We start from the raw sequence: 14,526 nt of genomic DNA on the forward strand, positions 1-14,526 counted from the left end.
CGGGCGGGCGCGCGCGCGGGCGGGCGGGCGGGCGCGCGGGCGCGCGGGCGCACGGGCGCGCGGGCGGATGCGGCGACCGGCGCCTGCGCATCGGCCGCGTCAGGCGGAGGCGCGGACGATCAGCTTCGTGTCGAGCATCGTGACGTGCTCGGGCTCTCGCCCGGCGAGGATCTCCAGGAGCACGCTCGCCATCTTCTCGCCCTGCTGGCGCGAGGGCTGACGCATCGTGGTCAGCGGCGGGTTGACGCTCGTGGCGACGGGCGAGTCGTCGAACCCGACGATCGCGAGGTCGTCGGGAACGCGCAGGCCCTCGCGATCGAGTACCGACAGGGCGCCGCGCACCATGAGGTCGCTCGCCACGAAGATCGCGTCGGGCAATTCGCCCGACGCGAGGATGTGCGCCATCGCGGTCGCCCCGCCGTCCGAGGTGAAGTCGCCGTCCTCGACGCCGGCCGGCTCGAGCCCCGCCATCGCCAGCGCCGTCCGAAACCCGTCGAGGCGGTCGATGCCCGCGGGCATCGTGAGGGGCCCGGTGATCGTCGCGATGCGGCGATGGCCGCGCGCGATGAGGTACTCGGTCGCGTGGCGAGCCCCCGCGAGGTTGTCGACGTCGACGTAGTGGTCGTTCTCGCGCTCGCGCGGCGGACGGCCGCCGTAGACGACGGGCACCACCTCGGCGATGCGGTCGATGAACAGGTCGCTCGTGTGGTGCGACACGATGATCGCCCCGTCGACGGCCCCGCTCAACAGGTACGTGGTCGTCTTGTCGCCGGGGTCGTCGCTCGCGATGAACAGGTTGAGCACGTAGTCCGACTTGCTGATGCGCGCGTTGATGCCGCTGACGATCGCCGCGAAGAACGGATCGCCGAAGAACCGGGTGGTGTCTTCGGGAACGACCAGCGCGATCGCGTGGGTCTGCCTGCTCGCGAGCGAGCGGGCCGCGCGGTTGGGCACGTACCTGAGGTCGGCGATCGCACGCTTGACGGCATCCAGCGCACGGGGGCTGACCGCGGTCGACCCGTTGACGACGCGCGACACGGTGGATCGCGAGACCCCCGCCGCAGCGGCGACCTCCTCGATCGTGACCGTAGCGCGGGTCGCCTCGGCGCTCATCGTGACGGGGATCCTTCCGTGTTCACGCGGCGGTCGCGGCCGGATCGAGGGCGCGGGCGGCGATGATCCTGCTGTACGCCAAGCCGCTGTCCTTGATGGCGCGCTCCTGCGTGTCGTAATCGACCCGGACGATACCGAACCGCTTCTCGTAGCCCCACGCCCACTCGAAATTGTCGAGCAGAGACCAGTAGAAATAGCCGCGCACATCGACGCCCTCCTCGATCGCGTCGAGGATCGCGCCCAGATGCGCGCGAACGAACTCGGCGCGATCCGCGTCGGGCACGCGGGTCTCTCCGTGCTGGGTCACCACCACATCATCGTAGGCCGCGCCGTTCTCGGTGACGTACAGCACGACCTCCGCAGGCCCGGCGTACTCGTCGCTCACCCGCTTCAGCAGGCGGGTGAGACCCTCGGGCTGCACCTCCCAGTGCATCGGCGTGCGCGGCAGGCCCCGCTCGTGCCAGTACACGCCCTGCGCGGCTGGGAACGGCGACGCCGTCTCGCGGTCGGTCGGCGCGTCGCCGCCGTCGACCGGCTCGACGGGCGGATGCCCGCCCACGTACTCGCCGTGGTAGTAGTTCACGCCGAGCGTGGTGATGGGCGTCGAGATGGCCTGCAGGTCGCCCTCGTGAACGGCGGCCTCGAAGGATGCCACGGCCGCGGCATCCACCACCCGGATGTCTTGCACCGTGTCGGCCGGGTACTCGCCGCGGAAGATCGGGTCGAGGAACCACCGGTTGAACTGCCCGTCGATGCGTCGCGCAGCGTCGAGGTCGGCGGGGTCGGTCTGATCGACCGGATCGGCGACGGTGAGGTTGAGGGTGATGCCGAGATTGAGCGACTCGTCGCGGGCGCGCAGCTCCCGCACGGTCTGGCCGTGGCCGAGCAGCAGGTGGTGCGACGCGAGCAGGCCCTCATCGATCGAGAAGTGGCCGGGCGCGTGGATGCCGGCGGTGTAGCTGAGGAACGACGAGCACCACGGCTCGTTGAGCGTCGTCCACACCTTCACGCGATCGCCCAGCGCGTCGTGCATGTCGAGTGCGTACTCGGTGAACAGGTTCGCGGTGTCGCGGTTCGCCCAGCCGCCCTTGTCCTGCAGCGCCTGGGGCAGGTCCCAGTGGTAGAGGGTGAGCCACGGCAGGATGCCGGCGTCGAGCAGTTCGTCGACCAGGCGGCTGTAGAAGTCCACGCCTGCGAGGTTCAGCTCGCCGCCGTCGGGGCGCACGCGCGACCAGGAGGTCGAGAAGCGGTAGGTCTGCAGCCCCATGCGCTTCATGAGCGCGACGTCGTCGCGGTACAGGTGGTAGTGGTCGCAGGCGACGTCGCCGTTGTCGCCGTTGATCACGGCGCCGGGCACACGGCAGAAGGCGTCCCAGATCGACGCACGGCGTCCGTCCGAGGTGGCGGCGCCCTCGATCTGGAAGGCCGCGGTGGCGGCCCCGAACAGAAAGCTCTCGGGGAACGCGCGCGAGGCGGTCGAAGTCATGGGAGCAGGGTCCTTTCGAAAATCGATGGTCATGAGCATCCTCGATTCGGTGCGGCCGGTCAGCCCTTGACGGCGCCGGCCATGATGCCGCTGACCAGCTGCTTGCCGGCGAAGATGAAAAGCAGCAGCAGCGGGATCGTCGCCAGGATCACGCCGGCCAGCACGATCGAGTAGTCGACGAAGTAGTTCGACTGCAGCAGCGACAGCGCCACCGGGAGGGTCGGGTTCTGCCGGTCGAGCACGATGAACGGCCAGAAGAAGTTGTTCCACGCGCCCACGAACGTGAACAGGAACAGCATGGCCGCGGCGGGGCGGGCGGCGGTCACGCCGACGGTCCAGAACGTGCGGATCATGGATGCCCCGTCCACGCGCGCCGCCTCGATGAGCTCGTCCGGCACGGCCTGACGCAGGTACTGGGTCATCCAGAACACGCCGAACGCGCTCGTGAGCGCGGGGATGATGATCGCGCCGATCTGGCCGGTCCAGCCGAGCTCGGCGAACAGGATGTACAGCGGCACGACACCGAGCTGCTGCGGCACCGCGATGGTCGCGACCACGAAGACCAGCAGCGCCGGACCGCCGTGGAAGCGCAGCTTCGCGAACGCCCAGCCGGCGAGCGTCGAGGTGATCACCACCGCGGCGGCGATGAGGAAAGAGCTGTAGATCGAGTTCCACAGGGCGGGCCAGAAGTTCACCGCCTCGTTCGTGACGACGGAGGCCGCGTTGGTCCAGAAGTTGCCTCCGGGGATCCACGGGAACGGGCGGCGCAGGGACGAGGCATCCCCCGATCCGATGATGAACGACCAGTAGAGCGGGAAGGCCCCGGTGAGAAAGACCACCGTGAGGATCGTGTAGACGAGCCAGCCCGGGCGCGTGCCGCGGATTCTGACCGTGCGTGCGCCGCGGCGGCGCTTGCGGTCGTTGGGGATGTTCTCCTCGACGACGGCGAGGGGGACGGGCGTGCCGATCGTGCTCATCGCGAGCCCTCCTTGATGTGCTGCTTCGCCTGTTTCGCGAGCTCGCGCTCCTGTCGCTTCGTGATCTCACGGTGCATGCCCTCGTCGCGCACGAGCGAGCGCGTGAGAAAGAGGTTCACGAGACCGATCAGCAGGATGATGACGAACAGGATCCACGCCATCGCGGCGGCGCGGCCGAAGTTCCACTGGCCCCAGCCGATGTCGTAGAGGTACAGCGCGATCGTGAGCCACTGCTGACCGGCGCCGCCGCGGCCGAACTGGTCGAACACGCGCGGCTCGTCGAAGATCTGCAGGCCGCCGATGGTCGAGGTGATGATCACGAAGATGAGGGTCGGCTTGAGCGAGGGCATCGTGATGCTGAAGAACTGGCGGACCGGGCCGGCGCCGTCGACGGTCGCGGCCTCGTAGTAGTCGCGGTTGACGGCCTGCATCGCCGCGAGCAGGATCAGCGCGTTGTAGCCGGTCCAGCGGTAGTTGACCATCGTCGCGATGGCGACGTGGCTCCAGAAGGGGTCCTTGTGCCACGGGATGGGCTGGAGTCCGATGTTGCCGAGCCAGGTGTTCACGAGGCCGAAGTTGTCGGCGAAGATCGCCGTGAAGATGAGGCCGACCGCGACGGGTGCGACGACGAAGGGCAGCAGCACGCTCATGCGCCAGAAGGTCTTGGAGCGGATGTTGCGGTCCAGGACCGCCGCGATGAAGATCGCCAGGACCAGCTGCGGGATCGACGACAGCAGGAAGATGCTGAACGTGTTGCGCAGCGCCGTCCAGAAGTGCGGCTGCGTCAGGATCCAGATGTACTGGTCGAACCCGACGAAGGTGCCGGTGTTGCGCACGAGATCCCAGTCCTGGAACGAGATCACGGCCGTGTAGGCGATCGGGAACAGACCCACGACCGCGAACATGAGAAAGAACGGCGAGATGTAGAGGTAGGGCGAGAGCTTCAGGTCCCACCGACTCAGTCGGTGTGAGAACGAGAGCACCCGGGGCTGGCGGGGCGGCACTGCGGATGCCTCGGCCTGCTGCGTCGGGCGCGAGTCTGTTGCGGTCACGATCGTCCTTCGGTGCTCTCGATGCGCGCCGGCGCGCTCCTCGATAAAGGCATGGATGGCGGGGTGCGGACGGGTCGTCCGCCCGCACCCCGCCAGGTTCGGGCTAGAAGGCCGAGACCTCGGTCAGCCAGGTGTTCCAGCTGGTGTCCTGGTTCTCGAGGCCGTCGAAGACGCGGGTGACCGCGTTCTGCAGGGCGTCGTGGAACTGGAAGAACTTCGGTCCCTTGAAGGTGGCGACGGTGATCGCGTTGGCGCGGTCGATGCCGATCTGACCCGTGGGGGCGTCGTTGAAGTACTCGTTGACGTAGCCGGTGAGGTCGGGGCTCTCCTGCGCCTCGAGCTGGCTCGGGAAGGTGCCGGCGTTGTTGAACGCCTTGATCTGCGTCTCGGGTGAGGTCAGCCAGTCGGCGAGCTGCGCCGCCGCCTCGACGTTCTTGCCGTTGGCGGGCACGACCAGGTACGAGCCGCCCCAGTTGCCGCCGCCCTCGGGGAAGGCGTTGGCGACGTCCCAGCCGGTGATGTCGGGAGCGTTGCCCGCGATGATGCCGAGCATCCACGGCGGGCACAGCATCGCGGCGAACTCGCCGCCGGCCATCGAGGCGGTCCAGTCCTCGCTCCACTGGCCCGCGTAGGCAGAGACGGGGATGGCCCGCTCCACGACCGTGTCGTACGCGGCCTTGATGTCGGGGTTCTCGGGGCCGACGATGGTGCCGTCGGGCTCTTCGTAGGCGATGTCGAGCTGGTTGACCAGTCCCTGCAGCACCGAGTTGGCCGAGTCGATGAACGGCTGGCCGGTGGCGGCCTTGTACTGGTCGGCGACGTCGAAGAACGCGTCCCAGGTGGGGAAGAGCTCCGCGACCTCTTCACGGTCGGTCGGCAGACCCGCGGCGGCGAACAGGTCGGAGCGGTAGCACACCGCCTGCGGGCCGATGTCGGTGCCGTAGGCGACCAGGTTGCCGTCGGCGTCGGTCGCCGCCGCCTCCTTCCAGTCCAGCCAGCGGCCCTTGAGGCTGTCGTCGACCGGCGCGAGCAGGTCGGCGTACTGCATCATCTCGGCGAACCAGTCGATCTCGACCGCCTCGACGTCGGCCAGGCCCGACTTGCCGAGCTTCTGGAAGAAGTTCGCGCGAGCGTCGTTCGAGGTGGCGGCCTTGTTGTGGACGACCTTGATGCCGGTCTCAGCCGTGAACTCGTCGAGGAGGTCATCGGTGTAGCCGAAGTCGTTGAAGGTCGCGAGGGTGAGGGTGACTTCGCCCTCGCTCTCGTCGGCGGGAGTCTCGCTGCCGCCGCCGGAACAGCCGGCGAGGACGATGGCGGTTGCCGAGAAGGCGGCGACGGCCACAGCGCCCCTGCGGAAGGCACGTGAGTTCACTGTCACTCCTTTGTGTTGTCAGGTATGTGTTGCAGGTTGGTTGGGCGGCCCCTTGGCGGGAGCCCTTCGTGGGAGCGATCCCACGAACAGGACCGACGTTATGGGAGCGATCCCACGGATGTCAAGAGAGCGCTCCCACGAATTCATCGCGGTTCGGCCACGGACTCATCGCGGTTCGGCCACGGACTCATCGCGGTTCGGCCACCAGGGCGGACCGGGAGTCCAGCCGGGCCGCCCGTGCCCCCGCGGCCGGATGCCGGGCGAGACGCCTAGACTGGAGGGGACCCCTGCCCGCGACATCCGGAGCTCTCCCATGCCCACCATCGTCGTCGACGTCATGCCCAAGGCCGAACTGCTGGACCCGCAGGGCAAGGCCGTCTCGGGCGCCCTCACGCGCCTGGGAATCGAGGGCTTCAGCGCCGTCCGCATCGGCAAGCGGTTCGAGCTCACGGTCGAGGGCGCGGTCACCGACGACACCCTCGCCACCGCCCGCCGCATCGCCGACGAGATCCTCTCGAACTCGGTCATCGAAGACGTCGTAGGCGTCGAGGTCGTGGAATGACCGTCCGCATCGGGGTCATCACCTTTCCCGGCTCGCTCGACGACCGCGACGCGCAGCGCGCGATCGGCCTGGCCGGCGCCGAGCCGGTCGCGCTGTGGCACGGCTCGCACGACCTCGAGGGCGTCGACGCGATCGTGCTCCCGGGCGGCTTCAGCTACGGCGACTACCTGCGGGCGGGTGCGATCGCCGCGCGGGCTCCGATCATGAGCGAGGTGAAGGATGCCGCGGGCAAAGGCATGCCCGTGCTCGGCATCTGCAACGGCTTCCAGATGCTCGTCGAGGCGCACCTGCTGCCCGGCGGGCTGATCCGCAATGCCCACCAGCAGTTCATCCGCCGCGATCAGCACCTGCGCGTCGAGAACGCCACGACCGCGTGGACGAGCGGGTTCGAACAGGGGCAGGAGATCATCGTCCCCCTGAAGAACGGCGATGGCGGCTACATCTGCAGCGCCGACACCCTCGGGCGCATCGAGGACGAAGGGCTCGTCGCGTTCCGCTACACCGGCGTCAACCCGAACGGCTCGCTCGACGACATCGCCGGCCTCACGAACGAGCGCGGCAACGTCGTGGGCCTCATGCCCCACCCCGAGCACGCGGTCGAACCGGGCTTCGGCCCCGACACCGCCGCCGCGATGCGCTCCGGGGTCGACGGGCTGGGCTTCTTCACATCGGCGATCGCCGCAGTGGCCGCCGCTGCGGCCTGAGCCGAGGCATCCGCCACCCGCTCTTTCGCCGACCGCAGGCGAGCGGTCAGACCGTGCCGGCCGGCGGCCACAGGCCCAGGATGAGCGCCATCACGAACACCGTCACCAGTTCGTGGGCGATGTTCAGCACCGTGAGACTCGACGGTCGGCCCTCGAAGATGTCGTGCACGATGATGCGCCCCGCGGTGAAACCCGCCCACAGCGTCAGCGACGTCACGATCGCCGACCACAGGTAGCCGCCGCCGTAGAAGTGCCACGCGATCGCGATCGAGCCGGCGAGCACCCACGCGAGCAGGAACGACAGTGCGATCGACACGATGATGGGCAGCCACGCGCCGACGTTGGTGTCGGCGGGGGTGACCTTCGCGAGCCTCATCCAGCGGTTGCCGAACACCTTCGGGGTGTACCAGACGGATCCGACCACCATCGAGGCGACGGTGCAGACCAGCACCGCCCAGTAGTTGATCTCGGGGATCATGGCGTCCTCCTCGGGCGGGCTTCGTCGGCCGGCTGGGCTGTCGGGGCCGACGATACCGGTGCGGCTTCGCGCAGAGTGGTCAGCCGCGCCGGGGGCGCGCCCGGCCGATAGCGTAGACGGGTGAGCCGAGGCATCCGTCCCCTGACCGTGACCGTACCGACCGCAGACTTCGCCGCATCGCTGGGCGACCTGCCCGACGGGGTCGAGGTGCTCGTGTGGGACATGAGCGAGGCGGCGCCCCGCGATCGGCTCGACATCGTGGTGCCGCCGTACATGAGCATCGGGCGCACGCTGCGCCTGCTCGAAGGCGTCGCCGTGGGGCTCGTGCAGGGGCAGTCGATCGGGTACGACGGCATCGACCGGCTGCTGCCCGAGGGGCTGGTCTTCGCGAACGCGTCGAGCGTGCACGAGACGTCGACCGCTGAGCTCGCGGTGACGCTGACGCTGGCGGCGCAGCGGCGCATCCCGGCGTTCGTGCGCGCGCAGGATCAGGGCAGGTGGGCGCCCGAGTTCGCCCAGAGCCTCGCCGACCGGCGCGTGCTTCTGCTGGGCTACGGCGGCGTCGGCAAGGCGGTCGCGGCGCGGCTGGCACCCTTCGAGGTCGAGATCACGGCGGTCGCGTCGCGCGCGCGGGTGGAGGACGGGATGCCGGTGCACGGCGTCACGGAGCTTCCCGCGCTGCTTGCCGAGGCCGAGATCGTGATCGTGACGCTTCCCGGCGGCGCGCAGACGCGGCACATCGTCGATGACGGGTTCCTCGCGACGCTGCCCGACGGCGCGCTCGTGGTGAACGTCGGGCGCGGGTCGCTGATCGACACCGACGCCCTCGTGGACCATGTCGGCCGGGGGCGCATCCGGGCGGCCCTCGACGTCACAGACCCCGAGCCGCTGCCGGAGGGGCATGCGCTCTGGGCCCTCCCCGGCGCACTGATCGTGCCGCACGTCGGCGGAGCCTCGACCGCGATGACCCCGCGCATCGCGCGGCTCGTGCGCAGGCAGATCGAGCGGATGCAGGCGGGCGAAGCCCCGCTGAACGTCGTCCTCGGCGGCTGAGCCGCGGGGGCACTGGCCGGGTGAGGCGCGCCGGGCCGGGTGATCGGCTCAGCGCCGGTCGCAGTCCTCGCCCGACCACAGGTCGCCGCATTCGACCTCGGCCACTCCGTGCGCGACGAGGTACGGCCGCGCTCCCTGATCACCGGAGACCGCGGCGGCGAGGGGCGCGAGATGCGCGCTCCCGACGGCGACCGGATGCCCCGGCCGCCCGCCGTAGGTCGCTTGGGCGAGCCCGCGCCGAGGGTCGTCGCCGAGCGCCGCCATCACGCGCCCGACCGCCTGCGGGTCGGCGTCGGGGGTGTCGACGGGCGTGAGGATCACGGCATCCGGATCGAGGACGGATGCCGCACCCAGCGCCGCCCGCAGCGTCGCCGACAGCCCCTCGTGCCAGTCCTCGACCCGCACGGTGCGGGCGGCGGCGGGCACGAGCGCTGCGACCTCGTCGGCGCGCGCACCCACCGCGACCAGCACGTCGTCGCATCCGCCGGTGCGGAGCATGTCGGCCGCGAGGCGCACCCACGGGGCGCCGTGCGCCGTGCGGGCCAGGCCCTTCGGCGAGCCGTACCGGGTTCCGGCGCCCGCGGCGAGCACGATTCCGCAGGTCCGCATGTGCGCCTCCTCGGGGCTCCGATCCGGCGTCGGGCCGCCTTCACGACAGCGTATTCCCCGTGAAACATCGCGGGTCTAGCGTCGAGGAATGACCTGGACGGCAACGAACGACGCGGGGTGCGGCATCCGTATCCCGAGGGCGACGGCGGCAGCCGAGAGCGAAGGAGTTCGCGCGTGAGCCGGATCGTCATCGTGGGCGGCTACGTCGCCACCGTCGACGCCGCGGGCGCGGAGCACGACGGCGGGCATGTCATCGTCGACGACGGCGTGATCACCGCGGTCGGCGCGGGGCGGGCCGATGCCGCCGCCCGCGCGGGCGCCGAAGTCATCAACGCATCCGGATGCCTCGTCACACCCGGCCTCGTGAACACCCATCACCACCTGTACCAGTGGCTGACACGCGGCTACGCGCAGGACTCGATCCTGTTCGACTGGCTGACGTCGCTGTACCCGCTGTGGTCGCAGATCGACGCCGGGCTCACCGGCGCGGGCGCCGCGGGCGCGATGGCCGTGCTGGCGCGCTCGGGCTGCACCACGGTCGGCGACCACCACTACATCTTCCCGCGGGGCTCTGGTGACATCGTGGGCGCGATCGTCGAGGCCGCGTCGAGCATCGGCGTGCGGCTGCACGCGACGCGTGGCTCGATGGACCTCGGCCGGTCGCAGGGCGGCTTGCCGCCCGACTTCGCGGTAGAGACGACGGATGCCGCGCTCGCCGCTTCTCAGACGGCCGTCGAGCGCTACCACGACGCCTCTTTCGGCTCGCTCGTGCGGGTCGCGATCGCCCCCTGCTCGCCGTTCTCGGTCACCGCCGATCTGCTGCGCGAGGCCGCGGTGCTGGCGCGGTCGCTCGGCGTGCGGCTGCACACGCACGCGTCCGAGACCGTCGAAGAGGACGCCTACTGCCTTGAGCGCTTTCATATGTCGCCGACGGAATATCTGGGCAGTCTGGGTTGGCTGGGCGACGACGTGTGGATGGCGCACGGCGTGCACCTCGATGAGCCGGCGATCGCGCGCTACGCGGCGACGGGGACCGGCGTCGCGCACTGTCCGTCGTCGAACGCGCGGCTCGCGGCGGGCATCGCGCCGGTGCGGGCGCTGCTCGACGCGGGCGTTGCGGTGGGGCTCGGCGTCGACGGGGCCGCGTCGAACGAGTCCGGGCAGCTCGGCGTCGAGATCCGCGAGTCGGTGCTGATGAATCGCCTTCGTACCGGGTCCGACTCGATGAGCGTGCGCGACGCGCTAAGGGTGGCCACCATGGGCGGCGCGCGCGTGCTGGGTCGCCAGGCCGAGATCGGGTCGCTCGAACCGGGCAAACTCGCCGACATCGCGGTGTGGAAGATCGACGGCGTCGAGCACGCCGGAATCCTCGACCCCGTCGCCGCCCTGGGGCTGGGCGCACTGCCGCCGCTCAAGCGCCTGCTCGTCGGCGGGCGCACGGTCGTGTCGGACGCGACACTCGTCACCGCCGAGGAGGGACTCGTCGCCGAGCGGGTCGCGCGGGCCTCGCGGGAGCTCGCCGAGCGGCTGTGAGGTGCGGGCCGGGATCGGACGCGGCGGGTGCCAGTGCCCGCCACGAACGCGCGCGCGACAAACAATCGCAGACCCGCCTCCGTCCGACACGCCCTGGCCCGTCACGACTCGTCCGCGACGACCTCTGCCTTGAAGCCTGCGGAGTTCTCCAACCACCCGGCGTAGTGGCTGGGTCCGCCCGCGTGCGGGTAGCGGTCGTGATACAGCGCGCGCCAGCCGTGCTGATCGGCTTCGGCCATGATCGCGTCGACGCGGGCGCGGGCGCCGGCTTTGAACGCGAGGTGATTCACACCCGGCATCCGCCGGTCGTGCGTCGATCCGACGAGATTCGGCGATGTCGTCATGGTGAGATACGAATCACCGGCCGCCCAGGACTCCCCCTCCCGCCATTCGCTCACCGCATTGAAGCCCAGCCGATCGAGCAGCCAGCGCCACTCCGCCCGCGCTTCGTCGAGGTCGGCGACCCAGATCTCGACATGATGAATACCCGCCACCCCGAAAGTCTCGCAGACGCGCTCCGCCGCCCGTTCAGCTACCGAATCACTTGCCGCGATCGAACATATATACTAATGTTGGATCATGACCTTCAGCCCCGCCGACGTCGACGCACCGCCGCTCAACGGCGACCCGTTCTGGGCTGATGACGTGTCGTGGGCGGATGCCGAGGCCGACGCACTGCGAGCGGAGTCCTACCCCGACTCGCTCGATCTGGTCCTCGAAGTAGCCGACATGATGTCGGTGTTCGCCGCGCAGCGACTGCAGCGGGTCGACGCACTGCGGCGCGAGGCGCTCGACGAGGCAGCCCGGCACGGCCGCGCGCTCGCCGAGGTGGTGGAGCGCTCGGTACGACTCGAACTGACTGCGGCGCTGCGCATCACCGAGCACGCGGCGGGCGAACTGCTGCGCCTGGCCGAGGCTCTGGTGCACCGGTATCCGGCCGCGCTCGACACCCTCGGTCGCGCGGGTATGACCGAAAGGCACGCTCAGGTCCTGGTCGACGCGGTGGATGCCGTGGAGCACGAGTTCCGCGACAGCATCGTGCCGCGCGCCATCGAACTGGCCCAAGCGCATCCAGTCGGCCCGTTCCGCCGTGCGCTCCGCGCACTGATCGACACCGTCCGGGCGCAGACCCTCGCCGAGCGGCACGAGAGCGCGGCACAGAAGTGCCGGGTCGTGGTCGAACCGGCCGAAGACGGCATGGCATGGCTGTCGATCCACCTGCCGGCAGTCGAGGCGCACGCCGCGCACACACGGCTCACCGCGATCGCGAAGACTCTCGCCGCGAGCGAGGGCGAGACCCGCACCCTCGATCAACTGCGCGCCGATGCCGCCGCCGACCTGCTCCTCGACGGCGACACTCAGACGCTGGCACCCGAGGCCCGGGGAATCCGCGCATCGGTGACCGTCACCGTCCCCGCACTCTCGCTGCTGTGCGACGGCGCAGCCGCCGCGGCGCCCGCGATGGTCGAGGGGGTCGGCCCGATCCCGATCGACCGGGCGCGCGAGCTATGCGGCGGCGCCGACGGGTGGATGCGGGTGCTCACGCACCCTGAGACCGGCATGGTGCTCTCGGTGGGCCGCTACCAGTACCGGCCGCCGCCCGCGCTGCGAAGGCTGGTGCGGTGGCGGGCCGAGAGGTGCATGGCTCCGGGGTGTGGCATGCCGGCCTCTCGATGCGAGATCGACCACACCATCGCGTGGGAGCACGGCGGGCAGACATCGCTCGACAACCTCAATCCGCTATGCAAGGGCCACCACACGGTGAAGCACCATGGCGGGTGGCGGGTGCGGCAATCCGCCGACCTCCGCGGCGCGCTCGAGTGGACCTCGCCGTCCGGCAGGCGCTACGTCGTCGAGCCGGAACGCAGGGTTCCCGTCTTCCGGCCCACCGCCGCCGCCTCGGCCGCCGCCTCGGCCGCACCGTTCTGATCGAGATCGTCCTACTCAGCGATATCACTCGCCATCGTGGCGGACCCCGAACGGACTGATGCGCGGGAGGTATTCCTCGGTCAGTGTGAGACGGCCAGCGCGCAGGTTCTCTTCGAGGTGGGCGACCGAGGTCGTGCCGGGGATGGGAAGGATGTTCGCTGCGCGGTGAAGCAGCCACGCCAGCGACACCTGGGATGACGTGACGCCGAGCTCGTCGGCGACGTCGCCGAGGCCGCTGCCGGGACCGGCGAGGTCACCTGTGGCGAGGGGAAAGAACGGGATGAAGGCGATGCCCGCTGCGGTCGAGTAGTCCAGCACGGCCTCATGGTCCCGAGCCGAGAGGTTGTAGTGGTTCTGCACGGCGGCGATCGGCGTGACGAGACGACCTTCGCTCAGCTCCCCGCCGGTGACCTCCGAAAGCCCGATGTGCCGAATCTTCCCTTGCTCACGCAACTCCGCGAGTGCCCCGACCTGATCCGCGACCGTGTAGGCCGGATCGAGACGGTGCAGCTGGAGCAGGTCGATCGTATCGACCCGCAGCCGGCGCAGGCTCAGTTCGACCTGCTGCTTGAGGTATGCCGGGTGTCCGAGCGGCACCCACTCAGTCGGCGTGGGTCGCACGTTCCGACCTTGGTCGCGATCACCCCGCGAAGACGACCACGATCGCATATCGAGACGTGTTGTCCCAATTGTGGCTGCTCGACCCCGTCGAGGCCTGGCAGCCTGCCGGCTCGGAACTCGGGCGGCTCTCGAAGGCCCCCAAGCACCAGCTGGCCGACCCCGGACTGGCGGCCCGCCTTCTCGACCTCTCAGAGCCGGAATTCGAGCCCGGGCGGCGCGGGGCACCGCTGCTCGGCCGCTTTTTCGACCATCTCGTGACGATGAGCGTCCAGTCCTACGCCATCGTCTCCGAGGCGCGAGTGCGGTATTTCCGTGCCCCCACCGGCGACCGCGACGTCGACGTGATCGTCGAAGCGCGCGGACGCGTGGTGGCGATCGAAGTCAAGCTCGCCCGCACCGTCGACGATCACGACGTGCGCCACCTGCTATGGCTGCGGGAGCGCCTGGGCGATCGTTTCGCCGACGGCATCGTCGTCACGACGGGAACGCACGCCTATCGTCGCAAGGACGGAATCGGAGTCGTGCCGGCTGCACTCCTCGGGCCATGAGCCAAGACAGCGCACCGCGCGAGCGCACCCAGACGTCGGGATGACTCGACTGCGCCCGGTCACCGCCCGAGCGCGTCCCAGTCGACCTCGACCGCATCCGGGTGCGAGAGCGAGACGCGCGCCGGCAGCGCCGTGCCGACGACCGGCCAGTAGCGACGGTCCAGCACGACGACCTGCTCGACCGCACGCGCCGAGACGCCGTCCGCCTCGACCTCGAGCGTCACCCTGCACTCCTGGTGCCTTCCGCGGCCGGCTGGGGGCGAGGCATCCGTCACCCGTGCCCTGCCGCGCACGGCGTCGGCCATCGGGTCGCCCGTCACGCGCTCCAGCCACCGCGCCGCATCGTCGAGTTCGCCCACGACGCCGAGCCTAGATGAGTGAGTCCGATCGTCTTCAGTGGTCGTAGGCGATGAGGGAGCGTTTGGCGGGGGCGCCGGTGACCCAGTTGTGCCAGATGCCGGCGGCGAGGGCGAGGAGTCTGGCGGCGAC

At 70.1% G+C, this 14,526-nt stretch carries 16 protein-coding genes and 1 pseudogene; 6 read left to right on the forward strand and 11 right to left on the reverse strand.

Annotation, left to right across the window (positions count from 1 at the left end; all coding sequences use genetic code 11):
- Nucleotides 1-99 precede the first annotated feature (99 nt).
- The 5 genes from AB1K54_RS16985 to AB1K54_RS17005 all read right to left on the reverse strand — a co-directional run bounded on the left by AB1K54_RS16985 (nt 100) and on the right by AB1K54_RS17005 (nt 6,000).
- Nucleotides 100-1,113 carry a LacI family DNA-binding transcriptional regulator gene (locus AB1K54_RS16985; RefSeq protein WP_371203948.1) on the reverse strand — a complete coding sequence of 338 codons (1,014 nt, stop codon included), beginning with the start codon at nt 1,111-1,113 and terminating at the stop codon, nt 100-102.
- Between the two features lie 22 nt (nt 1,114-1,135).
- Complete coding sequence (locus AB1K54_RS16990) at nt 1,136-2,599, reverse strand: GH1 family beta-glucosidase (RefSeq protein ID WP_371203949.1); 1,464 nt, start codon at nt 2,597-2,599, stop codon at nt 1,136-1,138.
- A 59-nt stretch (nt 2,600-2,658) separates the two neighbouring features.
- Nucleotides 2,659-3,576, reverse strand: coding sequence for a carbohydrate ABC transporter permease (locus AB1K54_RS16995; RefSeq protein WP_371203950.1), 918 nt, complete (start codon nt 3,574-3,576; stop codon nt 2,659-2,661).
- Complete coding sequence (locus AB1K54_RS17000) at nt 3,573-4,628, reverse strand: carbohydrate ABC transporter permease (RefSeq protein ID WP_371203951.1); 1,056 nt, start codon at nt 4,626-4,628, stop codon at nt 3,573-3,575. Before AB1K54_RS17000 ends, AB1K54_RS16995 begins: the two co-directional genes overlap by 4 nt.
- Before the next feature lie 103 nt (nt 4,629-4,731).
- Nucleotides 4,732-6,000: an ABC transporter substrate-binding protein gene (locus AB1K54_RS17005; RefSeq protein WP_371203952.1), complete on the reverse strand. Its 1,269-nt coding sequence runs from the start codon at nt 5,998-6,000 to the stop codon at nt 4,732-4,734.
- Nucleotides 6,001-6,313: 313 nt separating this feature from the next.
- Between AB1K54_RS17005 and purS the strand changes: the two genes are divergently transcribed.
- Entirely contained in the window at nt 6,314-6,562 is a 249-nt protein-coding gene (gene purS, locus AB1K54_RS17010; RefSeq protein WP_371203953.1) for a phosphoribosylformylglycinamidine synthase subunit PurS, read from the forward strand.
- Entirely contained in the window at nt 6,559-7,266 is a 708-nt protein-coding gene (gene purQ / locus AB1K54_RS17015) for a phosphoribosylformylglycinamidine synthase subunit PurQ (protein WP_371203954.1), read from the forward strand. Before purS ends, purQ begins: the two co-directional genes overlap by 4 nt.
- A gap of 46 nt (nt 7,267-7,312) precedes the next feature.
- Here purQ and AB1K54_RS17020 read toward each other — a convergent pair whose 3' ends face one another.
- Nucleotides 7,313-7,744, reverse strand: coding sequence for a DUF1761 domain-containing protein (locus AB1K54_RS17020; RefSeq protein ID WP_371203955.1), 432 nt, complete (start codon nt 7,742-7,744; stop codon nt 7,313-7,315).
- Nucleotides 7,745-7,864: 120 nt separating this feature from the next.
- Here AB1K54_RS17020 and AB1K54_RS17025 point away from each other — a divergent pair, with 120 nt between their 5' ends.
- The gene (locus AB1K54_RS17025; protein ID WP_371203956.1) at nt 7,865-8,797 is read left to right on the forward strand and encodes a 2-hydroxyacid dehydrogenase; all 933 of its coding nucleotides are present in this window, start codon (nt 7,865-7,867) and stop codon (nt 8,795-8,797) included.
- A gap of 48 nt (nt 8,798-8,845) precedes the next feature.
- Here the strand turns inward: AB1K54_RS17025 and AB1K54_RS17030 are convergent, their stop codons facing one another.
- The gene (locus tag AB1K54_RS17030; RefSeq protein WP_371203957.1) at nt 8,846-9,406 is read right to left on the reverse strand and encodes an NTP transferase domain-containing protein; all 561 of its coding nucleotides are present in this window, start codon (nt 9,404-9,406) and stop codon (nt 8,846-8,848) included.
- A gap of 174 nt (nt 9,407-9,580) precedes the next feature.
- Between AB1K54_RS17030 and AB1K54_RS17035 the strand changes: the two genes are divergently transcribed.
- A complete protein-coding gene (locus AB1K54_RS17035) occupies nt 9,581-10,939 on the forward strand; it encodes an 8-oxoguanine deaminase (protein WP_371203958.1) in 1,359 nt (452 codons plus the stop codon).
- Nucleotides 10,940-11,040: 101 nt separating this feature from the next.
- Here AB1K54_RS17035 and AB1K54_RS17040 read toward each other — a convergent pair whose 3' ends face one another.
- Entirely contained in the window at nt 11,041-11,433 is a 393-nt protein-coding gene (locus tag AB1K54_RS17040) for a VOC family protein (protein ID WP_371203959.1), read from the reverse strand.
- Between the two features lie 85 nt (nt 11,434-11,518).
- Between AB1K54_RS17040 and AB1K54_RS17045 the strand changes: the two genes are divergently transcribed.
- On the forward strand, nt 11,519-12,868 hold the full coding sequence (locus tag AB1K54_RS17045; protein WP_371203960.1) for a DUF222 domain-containing protein: 1,350 nt from the start codon (nt 11,519-11,521) through the stop codon (nt 12,866-12,868).
- A gap of 24 nt (nt 12,869-12,892) precedes the next feature.
- On the opposite strand, the gene AB1K54_RS17050 is transcribed toward AB1K54_RS17045, so the two are convergent.
- Nucleotides 12,893-13,465, reverse strand: a complete 573-nt coding sequence (locus tag AB1K54_RS17050) for an aldo/keto reductase (protein ID WP_371203961.1) — start codon at nt 13,463-13,465, stop codon at nt 12,893-12,895.
- Between AB1K54_RS17050 and AB1K54_RS17055 the strand changes: the two genes are divergently transcribed.
- Nucleotides 13,444-14,037 (forward strand): DUF4143 domain-containing protein, encoded by a 594-nt coding sequence (locus tag AB1K54_RS17055; protein WP_371203962.1) that lies wholly within the window; start codon nt 13,444-13,446, stop codon nt 14,035-14,037. The genes AB1K54_RS17050 and AB1K54_RS17055 overlap by 22 nt on opposite strands.
- Before the next feature lie 59 nt (nt 14,038-14,096).
- Here the strand turns inward: AB1K54_RS17055 and AB1K54_RS17060 are convergent, their stop codons facing one another.
- Together AB1K54_RS17060 and AB1K54_RS17065 are read right to left on the reverse strand one after the other, a co-directional pair.
- Nucleotides 14,097-14,396, reverse strand: coding sequence for a hypothetical protein (locus AB1K54_RS17060; RefSeq protein WP_371203963.1), 300 nt, complete (start codon nt 14,394-14,396; stop codon nt 14,097-14,099).
- Between the two features lie 34 nt (nt 14,397-14,430).
- A pseudogene (locus AB1K54_RS17065) lies at nt 14,431-14,526 on the reverse strand (IS982 family transposase); the annotation flags it as partial.

It is taken from the genome of Microbacterium sp. BWT-B31 (genome assembly GCF_041379855.1).
In the GTDB taxonomy this organism is placed as follows: domain Bacteria; phylum Actinomycetota; class Actinomycetes; order Actinomycetales; family Microbacteriaceae; genus Microbacterium.